The sequence below is a fragment of the Lentzea sp. NPDC004789 genome, from assembly GCF_053601075.1.
Genome location: NZ_JBSGBE010000007.1, coordinates 318,563 through 340,619 on the forward strand (window position 1 = coordinate 318,563; position 22,057 = coordinate 340,619).

The following is a 22,057-nucleotide window of genomic DNA, read 5'->3' on the forward strand; positions in this document are numbered from 1 at the left end:
GGAATTCGGGCCGTTCGACTGGACCAAAACTTCACATCGTCTTGCTACGGTGGCCCGCATGAAGTCGTGGGGGATGTTGGCGGTCGCCGCGGCGGCCATCACGTTCGGCTCGACGCTGGCCATGCCGGACGTCGCGGTCGCTGCTGCCGAGGGTGGGGTGGTCTGCGGTACGTACGAGGCCAACTCCAAGATCACCCGGAGCGAGATCCTGGCGCGTTCGCGCACGTGGATCAGCGCCCGCGTGCCCTACAGCCAGAGCGACTGCTTCGGCAACAGGTACGGCGCCTACCGCACCGACTGCTCGGGCTACGTGTCGATGGCCTGGGGCCTGCGCATCTCCTACACGACCCACATCCTCGAGCAGGTCGCGCACCGCATCGACTGGGAGGACCTCCGCCCCGGCGACGCGCTCAACGACCGCGAGAACCACGTCGCGCTGTTCATCGGCTGGGCCGACGCGGCCAAGACGCGGCCGATCGTGCGCGAGCAGGCCGGTCCGGACGGTGCGCTCCCGGTGCAGCGCGTGTGGAGCGCGAGCACGGCCAAGCGGTACGTGCCGCTGCGCTACAACGGCGTGGTCGACGCCGGCGGCAGCAGCGAGACGCCCAGCGACACCCCGGTCACGGACAAGCCGGTCGTGAGCTCCGGCCCGCAGATCTCCAACACCGCGCAGCAGCAGCTGGAGATCTACGCGCGCGCCGCGGACGGCACGATCATCACCAACTTCCACAAGACGAGCCGCTGGAACGGCTGGCAGCAGCTCGGCCCCGAGGTCTTCGCCGGTGACCCGGTCGCGCTGATGAACCCGGAGACGAAGATCGTCGAGGTGTTCGCGCGCGGCACGGACGGCAAGGTCTACCGCCGCGTCGACGGCAAGTGGGCCGCGCTCGGCGACACGGCCGTGGCGGGCGAGCCCGTGCTGTGGTGGAACGAGAAGACCAAGGCCGTCGAGGTCCTGGCCCGCGGCACGGACGGTGCCCTGCTGCGCTTCACCGACAAGTGGGCGCCGGTCGGCGACCGCAAGATCCAGGGCAACCCGGCCGTCGCCGACAAGGACGTCTACGCGCGTTCCGCCGACGACCGGCTGGTCAAGTTCGACGGCGAGAAGTGGCAGGACCAGGGCGACACGAAGATCGTGAGCGACCCGAGCGTCGCCGTCGACCAGGTCTTCGTGCGCACCGCGTCCGGCAGCGTCGAGCAGTACGCGGCGGGCGTCTGGAAGTCGCTGGGCGGCAAGGGCACCGGCGCGCCGTCGGCGGTGTTCAACACGACGACCGGCTCCATTGACGTCGTGCAGCTCGGCGAGGGCGGCATCGTGGAGCACTCCCGCGCGACCGCGGGCGGCTTCACCGCGTGGGCCAAGCTCGGCACCACCAAGGTCGCCGAGGCGCCGACCGCGATGTACCACGCGCAGACCAAGACCATCGAGGTGTTCGCGCGCACGGACGACGGCAAGCTGATCCGCCGCTTCTACAAGGAGAAGGCGGGCTGGAGCCAGTGGGCGCTGCTGAGCGACCGGGCGATCAGCTGACCTGACCGCGAACAAGGCCGCGACTCCGCAGGGAGTCGCGGCCTTGTTCGTTCAGGTCAGCAGTTCGCGAAGACGTCCTTGGCCGCGGGAAGGCCGCTGGCCTGGTCACCCGCGATGGCCGCCGCCCGCAGCGCGCGTGCCGCGTCCCGGCACTTCTGCGACGACGCCGCGTCGGCCTCGGCCTTCTTCTGCGCGGCCTCCGCCAGCTTCTGCAGGTCGGCGGCGCGCGTCGCGTCTTCCTTGCTCTCCTTGACCTTCCTGGTGAGGTCTGAGATCTCGCGGTCCTTGCCCTCGATCTGCTTGGACAGGCCGGCGGTGTGGTCCTTCTCCTGAACGAGCAGCACGCCGCAGATCCCGGCCGCGCCGAACAGCAGCACGACGAGCACCGTCAGCACGATGACGCCGGTCTTCCGCGGCTTCGGCGGCGCCACCTGTGCGACAGGCTCTGGCGTGGGCTGCTGCGGTGGGAACGCGGGCGTGTAGACGTCGAACTCCAGCGGCGGCTGCGCGGCCGGTGCCTCCGGCTCGACCGCCGGCTGCTGCGCGTCGTGAACAGGATCGGTCATGATTTCCCCCAAAGAAAGTGCCCCCTTGCGCCTATCATCGCCGCGCCGTCAACGCCGTTACGTGAGGCGTCCCACAGCGTCGACGACCAGGTCGAAGAACCGGTCCACGTCGAGCCCGACGGCGACTCGCGCGTTGGGTTCCCGGCCGAGCCGCCCGTGCAGGTCGACGACGGTCGCGCCGCGCGTGAACGTCCCCGCGGTCTCGATGCCCACGAACGCCTCGACGCACGTCACCAGCGTCGGATCGATCACCCGTGCGACCGCCACCGGGTCGTGCAGCGGTGGTGCCGCGAACCCGAACACCTCGCGGTAGGTGGCCGCGAAGAACGTCATCAGGTCCCCGCAGATCCGCCCGAGCGGTCCCAAAGCGTTCAACCGCGCCACAACCGCGGGCGTGACCAGCGCCTGGTGCGTCACGTTCAACCCGATCATGGTGACCGGCACACCGCTGGTGAAGACGATCTCCGCGGCCTCGGGGTCGACGTAGATGTTGAACTCCGCGTACGGCGTCGTGTTGCCCCGCTCGGTCGACCCGCCCATGAGCACGATCTCGCGCACCGCGGCCGTTCCGTAGCGCTGCAAGTACAAAGCCACGTTCGTCAACGCACCTGTCGCGACCAGAGTTGCCGGCATCGCCGCGCGCATCACGTCGATCGCGTGGTCCTCAACCACGCCGGCGGAAACCGAGCCGAACGCCGGTCCGTCCATTCCGGACTCGCCGTGGATGTCCTCCGCCACGTGCAGCGGCCGCACCAACGGGCGGGCGCACCCGCGCGCGATCGGCACCGGAATTCCGGCCGCCGAACAGATCCGCCGAGCGTTCAGCGTGACCTTGTCCAAAGTCTGGTTCGCGGCCACGGTCGTGATCGCGCGAAGATCGATCTCAGGCGCTCCGGCGGCCAGCAGAATCGCGATGGCGTCGTCGTGGCCGGGGTCGCAGTCGAGCACTACTGGGATGGGCATGAGGCCATCATCGGGGTTCACGTCCATGAAACACCCGAAAACGTTTTCGCGAACCCTTGACGAGGTCAGGGCCGGTGCGGCTAGCGTGTGGAAACCGTTTACCGGGGAGGTTTGCGATGGCCCGCAGGCGCTACGCCGTGGTCGGCACGGGAGCACGGGCCGAGCGGCACGTCCACGCCATCGCGGTCGAGCACGCGGCCACCTGTCAGCTGGTCGCGTTCGCCGACGTGAACCGCACCCGGATGGACGTCCACAACGACCGGCTCGTTGCGCAGGGGGTCGAGCCGGTCCCCACGTACGACGCGGGTGACTTCCTCAGGATGCTCGACGAGCAGCAGGTCGACGCGGTCGTGGTGACGACCGTCGACCGCCACCACGTCACCTACGTCGTGGAAGCGCTCGACGCCGGTCGTGACGTCGTGACGGAGAAGCCGATGACGACGGACGTGCCGTCGGCGCGCAAGATCCTGGACGCGGTGCACCGCAACGACGGCAACGTCACCGTCACGTTCAACTACCGCTACAACCCGATCCACGAGAAGGTGCGCGAGCTGCTCGCGGGAGGCGCGGTCGGCGAGATCGGGTCGGTGCACTTCGAGTGGCTGCTCGACACCCGGCACGGCGCCGACTACTTCCGCCGCTGGCACCGCGACAAGGCCAACTCCGGCGGGCTCATGGTGCACAAGGCGACGCACCACTTCGACCTGCTCAACTGGTGGGTCGGCGCGATCCCGGAGACGGTCTACGCGCACGGCCGGTTGTTCTTCTACGGCGACGAGAACGGCAAGCGCCACGGCTACACCGACGACGAGCGGTTCGCGTTGAAGCTGGAGCAGAACGACTGGTTGAAGAAGCTCTACCTCGACGCGCAGCACGAGGACGGGTACCGCCGCGACCAGAACCCGTTCGAGCCCGGTGTGTCCATTGAGGACGACATGTCGGTGATCGTGCGCTACGCCGGCGGCGCGAACCTGACCTACCACCTCACGGCCTACTCGCCGTGGGAGGGCTACCGGTTGATGGTCAACGGCAGCAAGGGGCGTCTCGAACTGGAAGTCGTCGAGAACTCCTGGGTGTCGAGCCAGCACCCGGCCGTGCACGGCGTCGACGCCAACCCGGAAGACGGGTGGGCGAAGCTCTCCGTGCAACGCCTGTTCGAGGAACGGGAAGAGATCCCGGTGGAGTACGACCGGGACGGTCACGGCGGTGCCGACCAGCGCATGGTCGACGCGCTGTACGGGCCGGCCGGGCAGGAAGACCCGTTGGGACGCAAGGCAACGCACTACGACGGCACCCTCTCGCTGCTGACCGGTTTCGCCGCCAACCGCAGCTTCGAGACCGGAGAACCGGTCCGCGTCGTCGACGTCATCGATCTCCGATGAGAGGAGACCCGTGAAAGCGCGCTGTGCCATTTCCGACCCCCAAAAGGGGGTCTCCCGCCCCCACCGGGTCGTGGGCTTGTTGTTGTGCACCGCGCTGGCGGCGAGCGCATGCGGTTCGGGAAGCAGCAGCGGCCAGGCCGAGATCCGCTTCATCTGGTGGGGCAACGACGACCGCGCCAAGGTGACCAACGAGGCGGTGCGGCTGTTCGAGAGCCGCAACGCGAACATCAAGGTCTCGACCTCGTTCCAGAACTTCCAGAACTACTTCGAGAAGCTCTCCACCGAGATCGCGGGCGGCAACGCGCCGGACGTGATCCAGATGGACTACCGCTACCTCAACGAGTACGCGGGCCGCAACGTGCTGCTCGACCTCACCCCGTACGTGGGCAAGGAAATTCGAACGGCGGACTGGAACTCCGGCTTCATCGGCAGCGGCAGGCTGAACGGCAGGCAGGTCGCGATGCCGTTGGCGCAGAACGCCACCGCGATCGTGTACGACCCGAAGCTCTTCGACGCGGCCGGGGCCGAGGCGCCCGAGCTCGGCTGGACCTGGGCCGACTACGAGGAGCGTGCGGCGAAGATCCAGGCGAGCACCGGCGGCAAGATCGCGGGCTCGACGGACTTCGGCGGCACCGAGGACGTCTTCGAGACCTGGTTGCGCCAGCACGGCAGGAAGCTCTACGCCGAGGACGGCGGGCTCGGGTACTCGAAGGACGACCTGAAGGCGTTCTGGCAGCTCTCCAAGGACTTCCGCGACGGCCACGCCACCACGCCGCCGGAGCTCGTGACCACGCTGAACGCCGGTGCCGAGCAGACGCCGATGGGCAAGAGGCTGTCCGCGTCCGAGCACACCTACGACAGCCTCTACGGCGGCTACAACACCGTGCGCCCGGACGAGCTCAAGCTCGGCCCGTACCCGAGCGACAGCAAGGAGACGCTCGGTTCGTACCGCAAGCCGTCACAGCTGATCAGCGCCTCCGCCCGCACCAAGAACAAGGACGCGGCGGTCAAGCTGATCGACTTCCTGCTCAACGACCCGGACGCGGGCAAGATCCTCGGTGCCAACCGCGGCCTGCCGGCGAACCTCAAGATCCGCGAGGCCGTGGCGCAGAACCTCAGCGGTGCCAACAAGGTGATCTTCGACTACGAGAAGGCGGTGGACGCGAAGCTCGGCGACGCGCCACCCGCCCCGCCGAAGGGCGACGGTGCGATCTACAAGCTGATGCAGCGCAAGCACGAGGAGATCGTGTTCGGCAAGAAGACGATCGACCAGGCGATAGACGAGTTCTTCAAAGACGCCGAACAGGCGTTGAGCTGACGCCGTGGTGCTCGCCGAGCGGGTGTCGCCCGCACCGGTGAAACCGGCCGCCGAGGGCGCGCCCCCTCGGCGGCCGAGTCGGTCGCAGGGCGTCGCGTACCTGTTCCTCGGGCCGTGGCTGCTCGGCGCGATCGGACTCACCGTCGCACCGATGGTCGTGTCGCTGTACCTGTCGTTCACCGACTACGACCTGTTCAACGAACCGCGCTGGGTCGGCCTCGGCAACTACGCCAAGCTCTTCGGCGACGACCCGCGCTACCTGCACTCGGTGGGCGTGACGCTGCGGTACGTGGCGTGGTCGGTGCCGGTGAAGCTCGTGCTCGCGCTGGCCGTCGCGTTGCTGCTGAACTCGTTGCGCGGCAAGGGACAGGCGTTCTTCCGCTCGGCCTTCTACGCGCCCTCGCTGCTGGGCGCGTCGGTCGGGCTGGCGCTCGCGTGGCGGGCGATCTTCGACACCTGGGTCGACACGCCGGACTACGCGTTGGTCACCATCGTGCTGCTGTCGGCGTGGCAGTTCGGTGCGCCGATGGTCATCTTCCTGGCCGGGTTGCAGCAGATCCCGCGCGACCTGTTCGACGCCGCCGCGGTCGACGGCGCCGGTCGGTGGCGGCGGCTGTGGTCGATCACGCTGCCGATGCTGTCGCCGGTGCTGTTCTTCAACCTGGTGCTGGAGACGATCCACGCGTTCCAGGCGTTCACCCAGGCGTTCGTGGTGAGCGGCGGGCGGGGCGGGCCCGCCGACTCGACCTTGTTCTACACGCTCTACCTGTACGAGCGCGGGTTCACGGAGTTCCGAATGGGTTACGCGTCGGCGATGGCGTGGGTGCTGCTGGTGGCGATCGCGGTGATCACCGCGGTGCTGTTCCGGACCTCGCGGTACTGGGTGTTCTACGGAGACGAGCGATGAGGCGCGCCGGAGTCGTGGTGCTGTGCCTGGCCGCACTGGCGCTGGTGCTGTACCCGATCGTGTGGTTGATCTCGGCGTCGCTGACCCCGGTCGAGGACCTGGTGGGCAACCTGCGCTCGCTGTTCCCCGGACGCGTCACCGCGGACGGGTACCGAGGTGCCCTGGAGGGCGCGGGCGGGGAGTCGTTCTGGACGTTCCTCGGCAACTCCACGATCGTCGCTTCCGGCGCGGTGATCGGCAACGTGGTGTCGTGCTCGCTCGCGGCCTACGCCTTCGCCCGGCTGCGGTTTCGGCTCAGCGGCCCGCTGTTCGCGTTCGCGCTGGTCACGATCATGCTGCCGGCGCACGTCACGCTGATCCCGCAGTACGTGGTGTTCCAGCGGCTCGGCCTGATCGACACGTTCGTGCCGCTGATCCTGCCGAAGCTGCTGGCGACCGACGCGTTCTTCGTGTTCCTGATGGTGCAGTTCATGCGCGGCATCCCGCACGAGCTGGACGAGGCGGCGAAGATCGACGGCTGCGGGCCGGTCCGCAACTACCGGTACGTGGTGCTGCCGTTGTCGCGGCCGGCGATGGTGACCACGGCGATCTTCACGTTCATCTGGACCTGGAACGACTTCTTCGGACAGCTGATCTACCTGTCGTCGACGGAGAACTACACGATCCCGATGGGGTTGCGGTTGTTCATCGACCAGACGTCGTCGTCCTCGTACGGGCCGATGTTCGCCATGTCGGTGCTGTCGCTGGTGCCGATCGGGTTGTTCTTCCTGGCGTTCCAGCGGTTCCTGGTCGCCGGGGTGGCCACGACGGGGCTGAAGGGATGACTCGCGAACGTCTCGAAGCACTCGCCGACACGTTGCTGGTCGGACTGTTCGTGTTCGTGGCCTCGCTTCCGCTCGTGACCGCGTACTCGGCGTTCGGGACGGGATGCGCGGTCCTGCGGGGCGGTCTTCCGCCGGGTCGGTTCTGGTCGCTGCTGCGGGTGCGGTGGGTGCAGGGGCTGGTGTTCGCACTGCTGTGGGCGGTGCTGGTGGTGGACGTGCTGCTCGTGGTCACCGTGTTGCCGGCGCCGTGGTTCGTTCGCGGCGGGGTGTTGCTCGCTTCGGCGGCCTTCGGTGCACTCCTGCTTGATCAAGCACGTCTCGGATGGCGCGGCGCATTGAAATTCGAGGCACCGCGGCCGATGCTGATGGCCGCGTTGGTGGTCGCCGGTGTGCTGGTGTGGGCCCTGCCTCCGCTGGCGCTGGTGATCGCCGGACCGCTCGCGCTGGCGGCGGAGTCCACCCGAGAAGGGTGAGGGACGATGCGCGTTGCGCTGGTCGGTGCACGTGGGCATGGGGCGCGGCACGTGGAGAACCTGCTCCGGCTCGGGCACGACGGGGTCGCGACCTTCGTGGGCGTCGTCGACGTCGCGGACGTCGACGTGCCGGTGCCGTCCTACCCCGACCTGCCGTCACTGGCCGCCGAACTGCACCCCGAGGTCGTGGTGATCTCCTCGCCTCCCGCGACCCACCGCGACCTGGTGCTGAGCGCGTTCGCGCTGGGGTGCGACGTGCTGGTGGAGAAGCCGGCGCTGCTGACGGTGGCGGACTTCGACGAGATCTCCGCGGCCGCCGCCGAGCGCGGGCTGGTCTGCCAGGTCGGGTTCCAGGCGCAGGGGACCGGGTCGTACCGGCGGCTCTGCTCGTTGATCGGGTCCGGTGCGTTGGGCGACATCGCGGGCATTGGCGCCGCCGGCCGTTGGGTGCGCACGGACACCTATTACGACCGAGCCGCGTGGGCGGGACGGCAGGGCGAGGACGGCACGCTGGTGAACCCGTTCGCGCACGCCCTGCAGAACGCGCTGCTGCTGGCCGACGTCGAGGAACGCACGGACATCGGCATCGAGCTGGAGCTGTTCCGGTGCCGCGACACGATCACCGCCGACGACACGGCCTGCGTGCGCGTCACGGCCAATGGCGCGCCACCGGTCGTGGTGGCGACGACGCTCTGTGCGTCGACATCGTTGCCACCGGTCGTGCTCGTGCACGGCTCGTTGGGACAGGCCGTGTGGTGGTACGACGAAGACCGGCTGACGGTCAACGACCACCGCATGGCCGTGTCGCCTCGGGTCGACCTCCTGGAGAACCTCATCCGGCACCGCCAGACCGGCGAGCCGCTCGTCGCGCCCCTGGCGGCCACGCGGGCGTTCACGTCGGTCGTCGAGGCCTGCGCCAAGGCGGAGGTGCCGCTGGTGCCCGCCCGCCGCGTCGTCGACCGGTACGTGCTGGACGGCATCGACGAGGTCGTCGTGCGCGCCGCCGAGAAGGTCGCGACGTTCACCGAGCTGGGCTGCGGTTTCGGGCGGTAGTCTCCGGCCGGGTCCGCTCGTCCGGGGAGTTGCGTTGGACACGTACATCGACTTGAGGGACGTCCGGCTGACGGGGTACGTCAGCCAGGGCCTGATCGCGCTCGTCGCCGTCGCCTCCGTGTGGGGCACGATCAACGACTGGCGGGGCGGCTCGTCCTCGTGGAGCTTCCTCGCCATCATGCTCCTCATCCCCGCGGGTGTGGCGTTCGTGCTGTGGTTCCGCAACGCGACCCACAACGCCGAGGCCATCGCCCTGCACGGCGTGCGGATGATGCCGGACGTGTGGAGGGCCTCCGACCCGGCGCAGCGCGAGGTGCCGTTCGACCAGCGGGTGGCCAGCCCGTTGATCAAACCGTGGCAGTACGCGTTCCTCGCGATGGTGTCGTGCGACATCCTCGAGTCGCTGATGCTCGACACCCCGGTTTACGTGGTGTTTTCCACTCTGTCGACGCTGTGCGCGCTCGCCGCGGCCGCTCTCGCGTGCTTCCTGGTGTGGCGTGTGTCGCTCATGCAGCAGCGTTTCGCGGTACCTGTCCGCAAGCGCCGATAGCCCTCCGTGGGGTAGACTGTCTCCTGGTTGTGGTTTTGTGTTCGTGTCATTTCACGCTCGCCAAACTTCAGTTGCGAGCGCTTCTCCTTCTTTCGCAGTGGGGGCGGGTCGGCTCTCGACCAACCACGGAGCGGCCGTAAAGTGCGGCTCGCTCTTCAGCATTGAAGGAGCAGTACATGGCTAACGGCACCGTCAAGTGGTTCAACGCCGAAAAGGGCTTCGGCTTCATCGCCCCCGAGGACGGCGGCGCTGACGTCTTCGTCCACTACTCGGCCCTCAACGGCGGCGGCTACCGCAGCCTCGAGGAGAACCAGAAGGTCTCGTTCGACGTCACGCAGGGCCAGAAGGGCCCGCAGGCGACGAACGTCACCGCTCTCTGACGTTGTTTCGCTGAGCAGGGCCTCCGGGTTTCCGGGGGCCCTGTTCTGCTGTCCGCGTGGTACTACCCTGGCCCGATGCCGTTGCTCGGACCAGCTGATCCGCTGCCGCACGTGCCCCGGCGCATCCTCGTCGCCGGCAACACCGGTTCCGGCAAGTCGACGCTCTGCCTGCGCATCGCCGCGCAGCGCGGCCTGCGGCGGGTCGAGCTCGACAGCCTCTACTGGGGTCCACAGTGGACGCCCCGCCCGGAGTTCCGGGCCGAGGTCGCGGCGTTCGCGGACACCGCCCACTGGATCACCGAGTTCCAGTACAACGAGGTGCGGCGCGAGCTGCTCGCCCGTGCGGACACGTTGGTGTGGCTCGATCACCCGTTCGCGATGGTGATGGCACGGCTCGTCCGTCGCACGATCAGACGTCGCGCGCGCCGGGTGGAGTTGTGGAACGGTAACCAGGAACCGTCGTTGTGGTCGGCGTTCACCGACTCCGAGCACATTCTGCGGTGGGGCCCGAAGACCTACCGGCGCAACCGGGCCAGGGTGCTCGCCCTGGTCGACCAGGTCGTGGTCGTGCGGTTGCGCGGGCAGGGGCAGGTGGAGCGGTGGCTGGCAGGGCCGCTGGCCTCGGTCGGACGGGAGCGTGCTCGGTGAGAACGGCGCTGGTGCTCGGCGGGACCGGGATGTTGGCCGGATGTGCGGCACGGCTGGTGGAACGCGGCTGGCAGGTCGTGCTGCCGTCGCGGACCCAGCCCCTGATGGCCGACGACGGCCCGGGACGTGCGGCGCGCGCGTCGATCTCGCGCGGCCACCGTCCGACGTGGGTCAGAGCCGACTGGACCAAGCCGCACGAGCTGGCGTCCGAGGTCGAGTACGAGCTGGCCGGACGACCGGTGAACCTGCTGGTCGCGTGGGTGCACGACAGCTACCGCGTGGGTGTGCTGCGGGCCGTGCAGCACCTTCTCGCCGAGAACGCGCCGGTGGTGGAGGTGCACACGCACGCGCCGGTGCCGGACCCGGTGCTGCCTCATCCCACGCAGCAGGTGCTGCTGGGCCACTTCGCCCACGACGCCGCCCTGCGCACGAGCCGTGCGGTGCTGGAGGCCGTCGAACGGGCGTTGGAGGGGCGGGCGCCCTCGCTGCACCACGAGGACGCCCGCTGACCGCTACTTGACGACCTTCGCGCGGCCGATCTCGGCCTGCACCTTGATGCCCGCGGCCACGTCCACGAGCTGACGGACCACCACGTCCTCGTTGCGGATGTCGGCGATCTTCTGCTTGGTCTTGGTGGTGAACTCGAACTTCTCGACCTTCGGCGAGCTGATCTCCGCGACCGCCCGGAACTCCTTGGTGAAGTCCACGACCACCGCCGCGTTGTCGAGGACCTGCAGCTGGTAGTCGTCCGGCCGGTCGGACGAGAAGCCCTTCCTGAACTGGCCGCTGACCTTGATGCCGTCGGTCGTCTCCTCGAAGTCGAGGACGCCGTCGACGGGGGAGAACAGCTTCTCCTCGAAGGCGGCACTGGCCTTCGCGGGTTCCGCGGCGAGCGCGGGGGACGTCGTGAGCGCGGCGCACGCGAGCAGCGCGGCGAGGATGCGTAGCGGTTTCGACATGCCTTCGTTCGTACCGGCGGCCTTTTAGCCCCGCACGACCAAACACATCGCTCGATCGGGCGTTGAGGCTGTACGCTCCGCGCCGACGTCGGGGGACGTGCACATTTCCTGGGGGAAGACTTGACCACTGAACCGTTCAGACCGGTGCGCGGCATCGGCATGGCCGCGGCCGTCCTCATGGGGCTCGAAGCCGTCTTCACCGTCGTGCTCGCGATCGCCGTGCAACTCTTCACCGGCAGCGACGCCACGGCGGGCCTGCCCGGGGCACTGACGCTGACGATCACCGTGGCCGTACCGCTTGCGGCGGCTGTCACCTTCATCGTGTGGCTCTACCGGTCACGGCGCAACGCCGAGCGGTTGACCTACGGCGATGAACACCGGCACGCGCGCGGGTGGGTGATCTGGTCGTGGGTCGTGCCCATCGTGAGCTTCTGGTACCCGTTGCAGATCGTCCAGGACCTCTGGCGCGCCTTCGACCCGGCCCAGCAGGACCGTCCGCTGCAGGCCCGCGACCAGAGCGGCTTCCTCGTCGCCTGGTGGGTGGCGTACCTGCTGATGAGACTGGCCGCGGCCGTCATGGTGGTGTGGGCGTGGGCGATCCTCTCGGTCGTCGCCGCCGCGTTCGCGATCGTGCTCGTCCGGCGGCTCAACGACCTGCAGGACCGGACCCGGCCGCAGGAGCTCAGCGGCCCGGTCCAAGTCCACGTACCAGGTGCATGACCGACTCGCGCACCTCCGCCCGTGACCGCTCCGGCTGGAACACCTGCCAGTCGAGAGCGATCACGAGCAGGGTGCCGAACAACGCCGCCGACGCGGTGCCGACCTCGACCCCGTCGGGGAGCCGGCCCGCGTCGGCCAGGCGCTTCATCTGACTCTTCACGATCGACACGATGTCGTCGCGCAGCAACGAGAGAGTGCCGTGCCACTGGCCCGGCGTGCGCCACAGTTCGGAGACCAGCAGCTGGCCGAACGCCGGGTACTCGGCCCAGAAGCCGAGCATCTCGTCGACCAGCGCCTCCAGCGAGTCGTCGGCGGTCTCCGCGGACCGCAGCCGGCCCGCGAGGATCTCGACACCGTGCCGCAGCAGGGCTTCGACCAACGCGTCCTTCGACGCGAAGTTGTAGTAGATCGTGCCCTTGGCGACGCCCGCCTCCGCGGCGATCTCGTCGACCGTCACCGAGGCGGCACCCCGTTCGCCGACCAGCTTCAACGCCGCGTCGAAGAGCTTCTGCTTGGTCGCCGTCGTCCGCGCGCTCACAGGACGAGCTCCGGCTTCAGCTTCGACGGTGTCCACACCCTCTGCTTGTAGGCCGCCACGGAAGACAAGGCTAGGGCTCCCACCAGCCAGGCGAGAAGGATCAGCGCGTCGTGCCCGACGCTGCCGAGGTCGCCGCCGTACATCAGGTGACGCAGACCGTCGACCGCGTAGCCCATCGGCAGGCCGTAGTGCAGCGGGTACAGCGGCACCGGGATCGTCTGCCACGGGAACGTGCCGCCGGCGCTGACCAGCTGCAGGATCAACAGGATCAGGCCGAGGAACTTGCCCACGGCACCGAATGCGGCGTTCAGGGCGTGCAGGATCGCGACGAACGTCAGCGACATCAGCACGAGGAAACCGAACGTGCCGAGGGGGTTCGACGGTTCGATGTCGACCACGAAGCGCACCACCGTGAACATCACGAGCACCTGCACGATGCCCAGCAACGCACCCGGCAGCCATCCGCCCAACGCGACTCGCAGCGAGGTCTGACCGGCGGCGAGCGCACGGCGTGACAACGGACGCAGCAGCAGGAAGAGCACGAACGCGCCGATCCACGTGGCGAGGCCGAGGAAGAACGGCGCCAGGCCCGCTCCGTACGTCGCGGCCTTCGTCTGGGACAGGCCCTTCACGGCCACCGGGTCACCGATGGCCTGCGCGATCGCCGCGCGGGTCGGGTCGTCGGCGTTCGGGATCTTGTTCACGCCGCCGTTGAGGCCGTCGCGCAGCTGGGCTGCGCCGTCGGCGAGCTGGTTCGCGCCGTCCTTGAGCTTGGTGGTGCCGTCCACGGCCTTCTGCTCGCCGTCGCGCAGCTGCGCGGTTCCGTCCGCGAGCTTCGTGGCACCGTCGTCGAGCTTGCCGATGCCGTCGACCAGCGCGGGCATCTTCGACGCGAGCAGCTCGGCGCCGTCGGCCACCTGGTCCGCGCCGTTCGCGAGCTTGCGCAGATCACTCGACGCGCCCTGGACCTTGCCGTTGGCGTCGTCGACCGGCTTGCGGACCTGGCCGATCGTGGACATCACGCGCTGCACCTGGTCCTCGGTGAAACCCAGTGCCCGCAAGCGGTTCGCGATGTCGCCGTTCGCCTGGTCGAGGACGCCGACCAGGGCCTGTGCCTTCTGCGCGTACTCCTCGGCCTGACGTGCCGCGGTCTCGTTGCCGTTCGCGACCTGGCGCGCGCCGTTCGCGAGCTGACGGGTGCTGTCGGGCAGCGGCGCGGTCTGCGAACGCAGCTGGTGCGTGCCGTCGCGCAGCTGCGCGGCACCGCTCGCGGCCTGCGTGGCGCCGTCGAGCAGCTGGTGCTGGCCCTTGTCGAGCTCGTTCACGCCGTCGCGCAGCTGGGCGGCGCCGTCGGCGAGCTTCGTCGCGCCGTCCGCGGCCTTGGTGGTCTCCTCGCGGATCGTCGAGAAACCGAGCAGGAACTTGTCCGCGGCCTCGGTGGAGACCTTCGCGGTCACGGCGCGGCGGACCTCCGCCACGACCTGGTTCGCGATCGTGCTGCCCAGGTAGTTGTTGGCGTCGTTGGTGGTCAGCGTCAGCACGCCCTGGCGCGGCTTGTTCTGCTCGGCGGACGTGAGCGCCTCGGAGAAGTCCTCCGGCAGCGTCAGGGCGAAGATGTACTTGCCCTTGCGCACGCCCTCGTCGGCCTCGTCGAGGGTGTCGACGACGTGCCAGTTGAACTTGTTGCCCTTCAGCAACTCGTCCGCGACGCTCTTGCCGGCGTTGAGGTCCTTGGTGCCCTTGTCCTTCACGACCAGCGCGGCCGGGACGTTGTGGAGGTTCGAGTACGGGTCCTTGTTGGCGTACAGGTAGAGCGACGCGTAGAGCAGCGGCACGAGGGAGAGCGCGACGACTGCGAGCTTGGGCAGGGTGCCGGACGTGATCCGGCGGAGTTCGTTGAAGGCCATGCGAAGGGCGCTCATGCGGTGATCTCCATCTTGGTGTCGTCGTTGTCCTCACCAAGGCGCGCGTGCGGGATGTCGAGGATGTGGGCGGAGGTGTTCGAGCACAGGGCGACCACGGACCGTTCGGGGGTCACGTAGGTCTGCGCCAGGGCGAACCACTCGCGCGGGTCGGGGTGGTAGCGGTCCGGGCAGTCGAGGACGAGCGTCGTGACGCCGGGGCGTGCGGCGGCCAGGTCGAGCATCACCGCGCACCGCGTGTGCGCCGGCACGTGCTCGAAGCGCTTGGCGGCGTGCTCTTCGGCGCCGTGCTCGACCAACCAGTCGTGCACCGCCTTCTTGCCGGAGGGCATGCGGTTCATCGAGAGCTCCTCGCCGACGACGGCGGCCAGCGTCAGCGCCTCCTCCGGCTCGTTCACCTCGGGGGCGTCGACCAGCACGACCTGCTTGCGCAGCGACTTCGCGTCCGGTGACACGGTGCCGGTCGAGGGCTTCATGCGGCCGGAGAGCAGCAGGCCGAGCGCCGTGTGACCGGTCCCGGGCTCGCCCGCGACCAGCGTCAGCTCGCCCGGCTTCACGACCAGCGAGGTCGGCCGGAGCAGTGGACCATGTGCTCCGTTGACGCCTGCGCGTTCTGCGCGGATCTCCACGGGTTCACCTTCCGTTTAAACTGACCGGTCAGTACAAATTCTGGCGCAGGACGGGTCCGCTGGCAAGTCGGACATAGGTCACCTAAGGGCGGATGCCGGGCGTACTTCCCACACGGTCCACAACGGCCGGTAGCCCTGGCGCGGCCAGAAGACGCTGCTCAACGGGTTCGGCGGGTTGTAGTAGAGGTACGTGCCGACCGCGCCCATCCGGTGCAGCTCCTGGTGGGCGTGGGCGACGAGCTGCTGGCCGATGCCCGTGCCGCGGGCGCCGGGCAGCACGGAGAGGCAGTTCACATAGCCCCAGCGGCCGCGCGGCAGCCTCGTCGCGGCCATCGAGCCGGGCTCGGACGACACGATCGCGCACTCGGCCAGCGCGACCGCGATGCCGTCGCGCTCGGCGAGCCAGATCGGGCTCGCGTTGGCCAGGCGCTCGGCCAGGGCCCGCTGCTTGATGGCCCGCGCTTCCGGCCGGACGATCGTGGAGCCGACGAACGACGAGTACTCCAGTTCCGCGAGCGACAGCTCCAGCACGCTGTCCAGGTCGTGCGGGGTGGCGCGGCGGATCGTCAGCGTGCGCTGGACGCGGGCCGGAGGAGTCCGCAGGCGCACCGCCAGCACGGACAGCGGCACCATGCCGTGGTCGAGGAACGCGCGTGCGGCCCTGGTGTCGCGGCTCGGCCAATGGACCACGCACGCGCTGTCGTGGTCACCCGGCTCGTGCGCGTCGAGGTGCCGGCGGAAGCGCGTGAGCAGTGCGTCCATGCCCTGCGAGGTGCCGACCAGCGGCACCAGCTCCCACACCTGCGCCGTCGACCACAGCCGGGTGGTGGAGTGCTCGTCGAACGTCCGGTGGCTGATGACCCCGGCCACCCGCGTGCCGTCCGCGAGCGCCGCCGTGATGACGTGCCCGTCCGCCGGAGGTTCGGCGGCGGCCGGGAGCAGCGGGTCCAGTGAGGTGAAACGGGCCGACTGGGCCGCCACTAGTCCGCGCGCCGAGGTCATGGGCGTTGAGATTACGACGTCAGGCGTGTGCGGAAGATCGCGGTGCCGGGGAACAGCCTGCCCCGCAGCGGGCTCCACTGGCCCCACACGCGGGTGTGCCCCTTCGGCCACTCGGGCTCGACGAGGTCCTCCAGGACGAAGCCGGTGTTCGTGAGGGCCTTCACGTAGTCGCCGAGCGTGCGGTGGTGCTCGACGTAGGTGGCGTGGCCCTCGGCGTCGACCTCCACGTAGGGGGTGCGGTCGAAGTACGACTGCGTGACGGTGAGGCCGAGCGGGCCCGGGTCGTCCGGGAAGATCCACCTCATCGGGTGGTTCACGGCGAACACCCACCTCGCGCCCGGCTTGAGGACGCGGCCGACCTCGCCGAAGACCTCCTCGACGTCGGCCACGAACGGCACGGCGCCGAACGCCGAGCAGGCGGCGTCGAAGGTGCCGCCGCGGAACGGCAGCTGGTCGGCGCTGGCCTGCACGAGCAGGACCTCGATGCCGGTCGCCGCGTTGTTCTCGCGGGCGTGCCGGAGCATGCCCTCGGAGATGTCGAGCGCGGTGACGTCCGCCCCGTTGGCCTTGAGCCAGCGCGCGCACGGGGCGCTGCCGCAGCCGATCTCCAGGATGCGCTGACCAGCGACTTCGCCCAGGAAGCCGGTCTCCTCCTCGCGCAGGCCCTCCGGGCACCAGACGAAGTCGGCCGCGCCGAGGAAGTCGCCGTGCGTCTCGTGGTAGTCGTCGGCGTCGGCGTCCCACCAGACGCGGTTCGCCGCGCGTGACTCGGCGGCGTCCGCCCCGCGCTTGACGATGCCGGCGGTGCCGAGCGCGTGCTCCGCGCTCGCGTGCTGGTTGGACACACTGCTCCTTCACATGGGGGCTGGTTTGCTTGCGCGTCTGGCGGCCGCGTACGATATCGCGTGCGTAGTGGGTTAGTGCTGCCCATGATCCAGAACGGTCGGGATTCCAGGTCGCTGCGACGCTGCGCGCGCACCACTACCACTCATTAATGCCAATCCGTACCGGAGCCACCTACCTAATGTCCACCGACACCACCACCGCCCCCGTTGCCGCTGCGCCGAAGCAGGTCGCGATCAACGACATCGGGACGGAGGAGGACTTCCTCGCTGCTATCGACAAGACGATCAAGTACTTCAACGACGGCGACATCGTTGAGGGCACGATCGTCAAGGTCGACCGGGACGAGGTCCTGCTCGACATCGGCTACAAGACCGAGGGCGTCATCCCCTCGCGCGAACTGTCGATCAAGCACGACGTCGATCCCGCCGAGGTTGTCTCCGTCGGTGACGAGGTCGAGGCTCTTGTTCTCCAGAAGGAGGACAAGGAAGGCCGCCTGATCCTCTCCAAGAAGCGCGCCCAGTACGAGCGCGCCTGGGGCACCATCGAGGCCCTCAAGGAGAAGGACGAGCCGGTCCGCGGCACGGTCATCGAGGTCGTCAAGGGTGGTCTCATCCTCGACATCGGCCTCCGCGGCTTCCTCCCCGCCTCGCTCGTCGAGATGCGTCGCGTCCGCGACCTCCAGCCGTACGTCGGCCGCGAGCTCGAGGCGAAGATCATCGAGCTGGACAAGAACCGCAACAACGTGGTCCTGTCCCGCCGCGCGTGGCTGGAGCAGACCCAGTCCGAGGTCCGCAGCGAGTTCCTCAACCAGCTGCAGAAGGGCCAGGTCCGCAAGGGCGTCGTGTCCTCGATCGTCAACTTCGGTGCCTTCGTGGACCTGGGTGGCGTCGACGGTCTCGTCCACGTCTCGGAGCTGTCCTGGAAGCACATCGACCACCCGTCCGAGGTCGTCGAGGTCGGCCAGGAGGTCACGGTCGAGGTCCTGGACGTCGACATGGAGCGCGAGCGCGTCTCCCTGTCGCTGAAGGCGACCCAGGAAGACCCGTGGCGTCAGTTCGCCCGCACCCACGCGATCGGCCAGATCGTGCCGGGCAAGGTCACCAAGCTGGTTCCGTTCGGTGCGTTCGTCCGCGTGGACGAGGGCATCGAGGGCCTGGTCCACATCTCCGAGCTGGCCGAGCGCCACGTCGAGATCCCGGAGCAGGTCGTCCAGGTCGGCGACGACGTCATGGTCAAGGTCATCGACATCGACCTCGACCGTCGCCGCATCTCGCTGTCGCTCAAGCAGGCCAACGAGGGCTTCACGGTCGACACCGAGTTCGACCCGACCCAGTACGGCATGGCCGCCGAGTACGACGACCAGGGCAACTACATCTACCCCGAGGGCTTCGACCCGGAGACCCAGGAGTGGCAGGACGGCTTCGACAAGCAGCGTGAGGAGTGGGAGCGTCAGTACGCTGAGGCCCACACTCGTTACGAGGCCCACATGAAGCAGATCCGCAAGGCCGCCGAGGCCGAGGAGGAGGCGTCCGCCGAGGGTGCGGGCAACTACACCTCGGGTGGCGACGTTTCCGGCACCACCTCGGTGGGTGCGCCGGCTCAGTCCGGTGGCACGCTGGCTTCGGACGAGCAGCTCGCTGCGCTTCGGGAGAAGCTGTCCGGCGGCATGTGAGTGCTTGCCTAGCTTGATCTGACTCAGGCCCCTGCACCCTCGCGGTGCGGGGGCCTTTGTCCGTTCGCGGCTTGGGCGGGTCGCGTTGTTGGGTTGCGGTGTGTGGGCCTACGACTCGTGACGGGACCACCCCACCGGGTTGTTCTGGAAAGACTGCTCGGCTCCGCCTTCGCGGATGATCTGGCTCGTCCCGTTGGTGGAGGCCACCCGTTCACTCTGTGGTGGAGGCCGAACCTCGTTGTGTAGGTTGGCAAACCTATGCGTGGGAACAAGTTCGTCGTGGTGCTTGGCGCGGTTGTGCTGTCGGGCTGCGTGGCCTGCTCGTCTGCGGCGCCGCAGACTCAGGCGCCGCCGCCGCAGATCCCGAAGATCACCCCGCCCACCAAGCCGTCGCGGGTGCCGGTGATGGTGGATCGGCCGCTGCCGGACGACTGCGAGCTCGTGGTGCCCGTTGAGGTCATGAACGCGACGCTCGGGCAGGAGTTGCCCGGGGAGCCGCGGATCATCGTCGGGATCAAGGAGCCGTCGATCGGGAAGACCGGGAAGATCGACTGTTACTACGGGATTCCCGAGAAGCGCGGGCTCGACGACGCCAAGATCATCATTGGGTTGTCGACGTACGTGGACGAGTTGACGGCTCGTACTCGGGTCACTGAGAGCGTTGAGGCCGAGCGGCAGGACGGGGCGAAGATCACCGAGGTCGACGTCGGGAAGCAGAAGGGGACGTTGATCGAGGGCAAGGACGAGCAGTTGCTCATCGGGTCGCTCGGGAAGTCGACGTTCGTGGTGCGGAACCGGAACAACTTCGTGCCGCAGGCTCGGCTCATGGCGGTGCTGCCGGTACTCGCTCAGCAGGCCATGACGCCGCCGGTCTAGCCTGTGCGGCATGCTCAGGGTGGGGTTGACCGGGGGAATCGGGTCCGGCAAGTCGACGGTCGCGAAGCTGCTCGCCGACAAGGGTGCGGTCGTGATCGACGCGGACAAGCTTGCGCGTGAGGTGCTGGAGCCGGGGACCGAGGGGCTTCGGGAGGTCGTCAAGGCGTTCGGGGACGACGTGCTGAACGGTGACGGCACGTTGAACCGGGCGGCGTTGGCGGCCAAGGCGTTCGTCAGTGACGAGGCTCGGCAGACGCTCAACTCGATCACGCATCCGAGGATCGGGGCGTTGACCGGGCAGCGGATGGCCGAGGCGCCGGAGGACGCGATCGTCGTCCACGACATCCCGTTGCTGGTGGAGCGGGACATCGCGGCGGCCTACCACCTGGTGATCGTGGTGTACGCGGACGTGGAGACGCGGCTGCGGCGGTTGGTCGGCAGTCGTGGGATGGATCGGCGGGATGCCGAGAACCGGATCGCCGCGCAGGCCACGGACGAGCAGCGGCGGGCCGTTGCGGACGTGTGGCTCGACAACAGCGGTGAGGTTCCGGACGTCACCGGGTTGTGGGATCGGCTGGTCGGGTTCGAGAAGAACGTGCGGACTCAGTCGTACGCGGCCGGGTCGCCGATCGTGGTGCCGTACGACGAGCGCTGGCCCGTTCAGGCTCGGCGGGTCGCGCGGCGGATCAGCGTGGCGGCCGGTGGGCGGCGGGTCGAGCACATCGGGTCGACGTCCGTGCCGGGGCTTGCGGCCAAGGACGTGCTGGACTTCCAGCTCGCCGTCGAGGACATGGCCACCGCTGACTCGTTGCGGGAGACGTTGGGGCAGGCCGGGTTTCCGTACGTGGGGCCGTACGTCGACACGCCGCGCGGTGAGGGTGACTGGAGCAAGCGGTTGCACGCCGGCGCCGATCCGGGGCGGCGGGTGAACCTGCACCTGCGGGTCGAAGGTGCTGCCAACTGGCGGTGGGCGGTGGACTTCCGCGACTGGTTGCGGCACGACGCCGCGGCGCGTGAGGAGTACGCGGGGCTCAAGCTGGAGCTGTCACAGCGGTTCGCGGCCGACGGCAACGGGTTCGCCTACAGCGAGGCGAAGGAGCCGTGGATGGAGGCGGCCGTCGCGCGCATTGCGGCTTACAGGGGTGGCCAGGCGTCGTAGATGCCCTGCCACGTCAGCCAGCTCGTGAGGTTGTGGTTGACGTTGCTGAGCTCTTCGAGGGTGCGGTGGACCGTGCGCAGGGCCTGGTCGGCGTCGCCTGGGCGCAGGACCCGGCCCGCCACGGCGGCGGCGAACTCCTCGCTGCGGACGATGCGGGCGGTGGTGCCGCCGGGAACTGCCAGGCCCAGCAACAGGTCCGTGGTCTGCCAGTGGCGGTGGTCGCGCTCGACGCGCACGGCGGAGAGCACGCTCGGGCCGCTGCGGGCGTGGCGGGAGCGGGCGCGGTAGGTCGTGAGGCGCAGGCCCAGTTCGGGCAGCAGCCAGGTGACCTCGGCGTCGGAGAACGGGTCTTCCGGGGTGGGATGTTCGATCCGCAAACCCCACCGTTCGACGTCGCACGAACTGAGGGTCCGCGTGCCACCGGACGAATAAGTGCGCACGCCCGAAATAGTGTCGATGACGTCGACCAGCTGAGGTGTAGTGACCGCTCCCACGCCGCTGAGGGTAGTCAAATAAGTGCGCCCAGTTACACGCCGGGTCGATTCGTTACGTCACGGTCAGATGACGACCACACTCTGTGTATCAACGCCAGGTGGTGGGACAACCCGAAGAGGTGAGCCACCTGACCACATCGTGACCGTGCGCTGAAATTCCCGACACCGCTGAGTAGGTGGTTTCGAGCGCCCATTGCGCGCGTTCTGGCGTGATCAGGTTGTGCTGAACTGCGGTGATCAACTCGTCCGTGTCCAGAACGGTGACGCTGTGACCCGTTCGGACGATCAGATCGAGGTACAGATCGGTTGTTTTCCAGACGCTCCCGATCGCGTTGATCTCCACGACGTCGACGTAGAAGTCGAAGTCGAGCCGGTGGCCGGGATGCCAGGACTGGCGCGTGACGCGGAGGTTGAGCTTGGGCATGAACCAGCTCTCGAAGTGGCTGATCTTCGGGTGCCCCGCGAGCGGCCGGAACATGTAGAGGCCCGTCGGGGTGAGGCGGTACTCGTCGACGCTCCTCAACTGCCCCTTGGGATCGGTGTTGCTCTTGGCGTCCAGGTCGAAGTACTCGATCTTCGGCGGATGGATGTGTGCCACGTCGCCGATACTGCCATCACCGGCGCGTCCGGCCACTTAGGATGCCG

Annotated in this window: 25 protein-coding genes; 15 read left to right on the forward strand and 10 right to left on the reverse strand. The window is 68.6% G+C overall.

What is annotated here, in order from left to right; all coding sequences use genetic code 11:
* The first annotated feature begins 58 nt into the window (after positions 1-58).
* A complete protein-coding gene (locus ACWEIJ_RS19055; protein ID WP_449838482.1) occupies positions 59-1,531 on the forward strand; it encodes a hypothetical protein in 1,473 nt (490 codons plus the stop codon).
* 56 nt (positions 1,532-1,587) lie between these two features.
* Here the strand turns inward: ACWEIJ_RS19055 and ACWEIJ_RS19060 are convergent, their stop codons facing one another.
* Together ACWEIJ_RS19060 and ACWEIJ_RS19065 are read right to left on the reverse strand one after the other, a co-directional pair.
* Positions 1,588-2,097, reverse strand: a complete 510-nt coding sequence (locus tag ACWEIJ_RS19060) for a hypothetical protein (RefSeq protein WP_449838483.1) — start codon at positions 2,095-2,097, stop codon at positions 1,588-1,590.
* 57 nt (positions 2,098-2,154) lie between these two features.
* Positions 2,155-3,060, reverse strand: coding sequence for a nucleoside hydrolase (locus ACWEIJ_RS19065; RefSeq protein ID WP_449838484.1), 906 nt, complete (start codon positions 3,058-3,060; stop codon positions 2,155-2,157).
* Between the two features lie 116 nt (positions 3,061-3,176).
* On the opposite strand from ACWEIJ_RS19065, the gene ACWEIJ_RS19070 reads away from it, so the two are divergent.
* The 10 genes from ACWEIJ_RS19070 (at position 3,177) to ACWEIJ_RS19115 (ending at position 11,104) form a co-directional block, all read left to right on the forward strand.
* Complete coding sequence (locus ACWEIJ_RS19070; RefSeq protein WP_449838485.1) at positions 3,177-4,442, forward strand: Gfo/Idh/MocA family protein; 1,266 nt, start codon at positions 3,177-3,179, stop codon at positions 4,440-4,442.
* A 70-nt stretch (positions 4,443-4,512) separates the two neighbouring features.
* A complete protein-coding gene (locus ACWEIJ_RS19075; RefSeq protein ID WP_449838486.1) occupies positions 4,513-5,760 on the forward strand; it encodes an ABC transporter substrate-binding protein in 1,248 nt (415 codons plus the stop codon).
* A gap of 4 nt (positions 5,761-5,764) precedes the next feature.
* A complete protein-coding gene (locus ACWEIJ_RS19080) occupies positions 5,765-6,667 on the forward strand; it encodes a carbohydrate ABC transporter permease (RefSeq protein ID WP_449838487.1) in 903 nt (300 codons plus the stop codon).
* On the forward strand, positions 6,664-7,491 hold the full coding sequence (locus ACWEIJ_RS19085; RefSeq protein ID WP_449838488.1) for a carbohydrate ABC transporter permease: 828 nt from the start codon (positions 6,664-6,666) through the stop codon (positions 7,489-7,491). The genes ACWEIJ_RS19080 and ACWEIJ_RS19085 overlap by 4 nt, the downstream gene beginning before the upstream one ends.
* Entirely contained in the window at positions 7,488-7,964 is a 477-nt protein-coding gene (locus tag ACWEIJ_RS19090) for a hypothetical protein (protein WP_449838489.1), read from the forward strand. The genes ACWEIJ_RS19085 and ACWEIJ_RS19090 overlap by 4 nt, the downstream gene beginning before the upstream one ends.
* A 6-nt stretch (positions 7,965-7,970) precedes the next feature.
* Positions 7,971-9,017 (forward strand): Gfo/Idh/MocA family protein, encoded by a 1,047-nt coding sequence (locus ACWEIJ_RS19095; RefSeq protein WP_449838490.1) that lies wholly within the window; start codon positions 7,971-7,973, stop codon positions 9,015-9,017.
* A gap of 34 nt (positions 9,018-9,051) precedes the next feature.
* The gene (locus ACWEIJ_RS19100) at positions 9,052-9,567 is read left to right on the forward strand and encodes a hypothetical protein (protein WP_449838491.1); all 516 of its coding nucleotides are present in this window, start codon (positions 9,052-9,054) and stop codon (positions 9,565-9,567) included.
* A gap of 176 nt (positions 9,568-9,743) precedes the next feature.
* Positions 9,744-9,947 (forward strand): cold-shock protein, encoded by a 204-nt coding sequence (locus ACWEIJ_RS19105; protein WP_086665400.1) that lies wholly within the window; start codon positions 9,744-9,746, stop codon positions 9,945-9,947.
* A 75-nt stretch (positions 9,948-10,022) separates the two neighbouring features.
* Positions 10,023-10,595 carry an AAA family ATPase gene (locus ACWEIJ_RS19110; protein ID WP_449838492.1) on the forward strand — a complete coding sequence of 191 codons (573 nt, stop codon included), beginning with the start codon at positions 10,023-10,025 and terminating at the stop codon, positions 10,593-10,595.
* A complete protein-coding gene (locus ACWEIJ_RS19115; protein WP_449838493.1) occupies positions 10,592-11,104 on the forward strand; it encodes a hypothetical protein in 513 nt (170 codons plus the stop codon). The genes ACWEIJ_RS19110 and ACWEIJ_RS19115 overlap by 4 nt, the downstream gene beginning before the upstream one ends.
* Before the next feature lie 3 nt (positions 11,105-11,107).
* Here ACWEIJ_RS19115 and ACWEIJ_RS19120 read toward each other — a convergent pair whose 3' ends face one another.
* Positions 11,108-11,554 (reverse strand): hypothetical protein, encoded by a 447-nt coding sequence (locus ACWEIJ_RS19120; RefSeq protein ID WP_449838494.1) that lies wholly within the window; start codon positions 11,552-11,554, stop codon positions 11,108-11,110.
* A gap of 120 nt (positions 11,555-11,674) precedes the next feature.
* Here ACWEIJ_RS19120 and ACWEIJ_RS19125 point away from each other — a divergent pair, with 120 nt between their 5' ends.
* Entirely contained in the window at positions 11,675-12,274 is a 600-nt protein-coding gene (locus ACWEIJ_RS19125; RefSeq protein ID WP_449838495.1) for a DUF4328 domain-containing protein, read from the forward strand.
* Here the strand turns inward: ACWEIJ_RS19125 and ACWEIJ_RS19130 are convergent.
* The 5 genes from ACWEIJ_RS19130 to ACWEIJ_RS19150 form a co-directional block, all read right to left on the reverse strand.
* Positions 12,237-12,812, reverse strand: a complete 576-nt coding sequence (locus tag ACWEIJ_RS19130; protein ID WP_449838496.1) for a TetR/AcrR family transcriptional regulator — start codon at positions 12,810-12,812, stop codon at positions 12,237-12,239. The genes ACWEIJ_RS19125 and ACWEIJ_RS19130 overlap by 38 nt on opposite strands.
* On the reverse strand, positions 12,809-14,734 hold the full coding sequence (locus ACWEIJ_RS19135) for a YhgE/Pip family protein (RefSeq protein ID WP_449838497.1): 1,926 nt from the start codon (positions 14,732-14,734) through the stop codon (positions 12,809-12,811). Before ACWEIJ_RS19135 ends, ACWEIJ_RS19130 begins: the two co-directional genes overlap by 4 nt.
* Positions 14,731-15,363, reverse strand: coding sequence for a hypothetical protein (locus ACWEIJ_RS19140; protein WP_449838498.1), 633 nt, complete (start codon positions 15,361-15,363; stop codon positions 14,731-14,733). Before ACWEIJ_RS19140 ends, ACWEIJ_RS19135 begins: the two co-directional genes overlap by 4 nt.
* Before the next feature lie 78 nt (positions 15,364-15,441).
* Positions 15,442-16,365 (reverse strand): N-acetyltransferase family protein, encoded by a 924-nt coding sequence (locus ACWEIJ_RS19145; protein WP_449838499.1) that lies wholly within the window; start codon positions 16,363-16,365, stop codon positions 15,442-15,444.
* Positions 16,366-16,376: 11 nt separating this feature from the next.
* On the reverse strand, positions 16,377-17,210 hold the full coding sequence (locus ACWEIJ_RS19150) for a class I SAM-dependent methyltransferase (RefSeq protein ID WP_449838500.1): 834 nt from the start codon (positions 17,208-17,210) through the stop codon (positions 16,377-16,379).
* A gap of 179 nt (positions 17,211-17,389) precedes the next feature.
* On the opposite strand from ACWEIJ_RS19150, the gene rpsA reads away from it, so the two are divergent.
* From rpsA to coaE, 3 genes are all read left to right on the forward strand, one after another.
* Entirely contained in the window at positions 17,390-18,883 is a 1,494-nt protein-coding gene (gene rpsA, locus ACWEIJ_RS19155) for a 30S ribosomal protein S1 (RefSeq protein WP_355436231.1), read from the forward strand.
* Positions 18,884-19,141: 258 nt separating this feature from the next.
* On the forward strand, positions 19,142-19,759 hold the full coding sequence (locus ACWEIJ_RS19160; RefSeq protein ID WP_449838501.1) for a hypothetical protein: 618 nt from the start codon (positions 19,142-19,144) through the stop codon (positions 19,757-19,759).
* Positions 19,760-19,769: 10 nt separating this feature from the next.
* Positions 19,770-20,918, forward strand: coding sequence for a dephospho-CoA kinase (coaE, locus tag ACWEIJ_RS19165; protein WP_449838502.1), 1,149 nt, complete (start codon positions 19,770-19,772; stop codon positions 20,916-20,918).
* Here coaE and ACWEIJ_RS19170 read toward each other — a convergent pair.
* Together ACWEIJ_RS19170 and ACWEIJ_RS19175 are read right to left on the reverse strand one after the other, a co-directional pair.
* Entirely contained in the window at positions 20,894-21,412 is a 519-nt protein-coding gene (locus ACWEIJ_RS19170; RefSeq protein WP_449838503.1) for a DUF402 domain-containing protein, read from the reverse strand. The two genes, coaE and ACWEIJ_RS19170, sit on opposite strands and share 25 nt — an antisense overlap.
* Positions 21,413-21,500: 88 nt before the next feature.
* Positions 21,501-22,046 carry a DUF402 domain-containing protein gene (locus tag ACWEIJ_RS19175; protein ID WP_449838504.1) on the reverse strand — a complete coding sequence of 182 codons (546 nt, stop codon included), beginning with the start codon at positions 22,044-22,046 and terminating at the stop codon, positions 21,501-21,503.
* Positions 22,047-22,057: the final 11 nt, after the last annotated feature.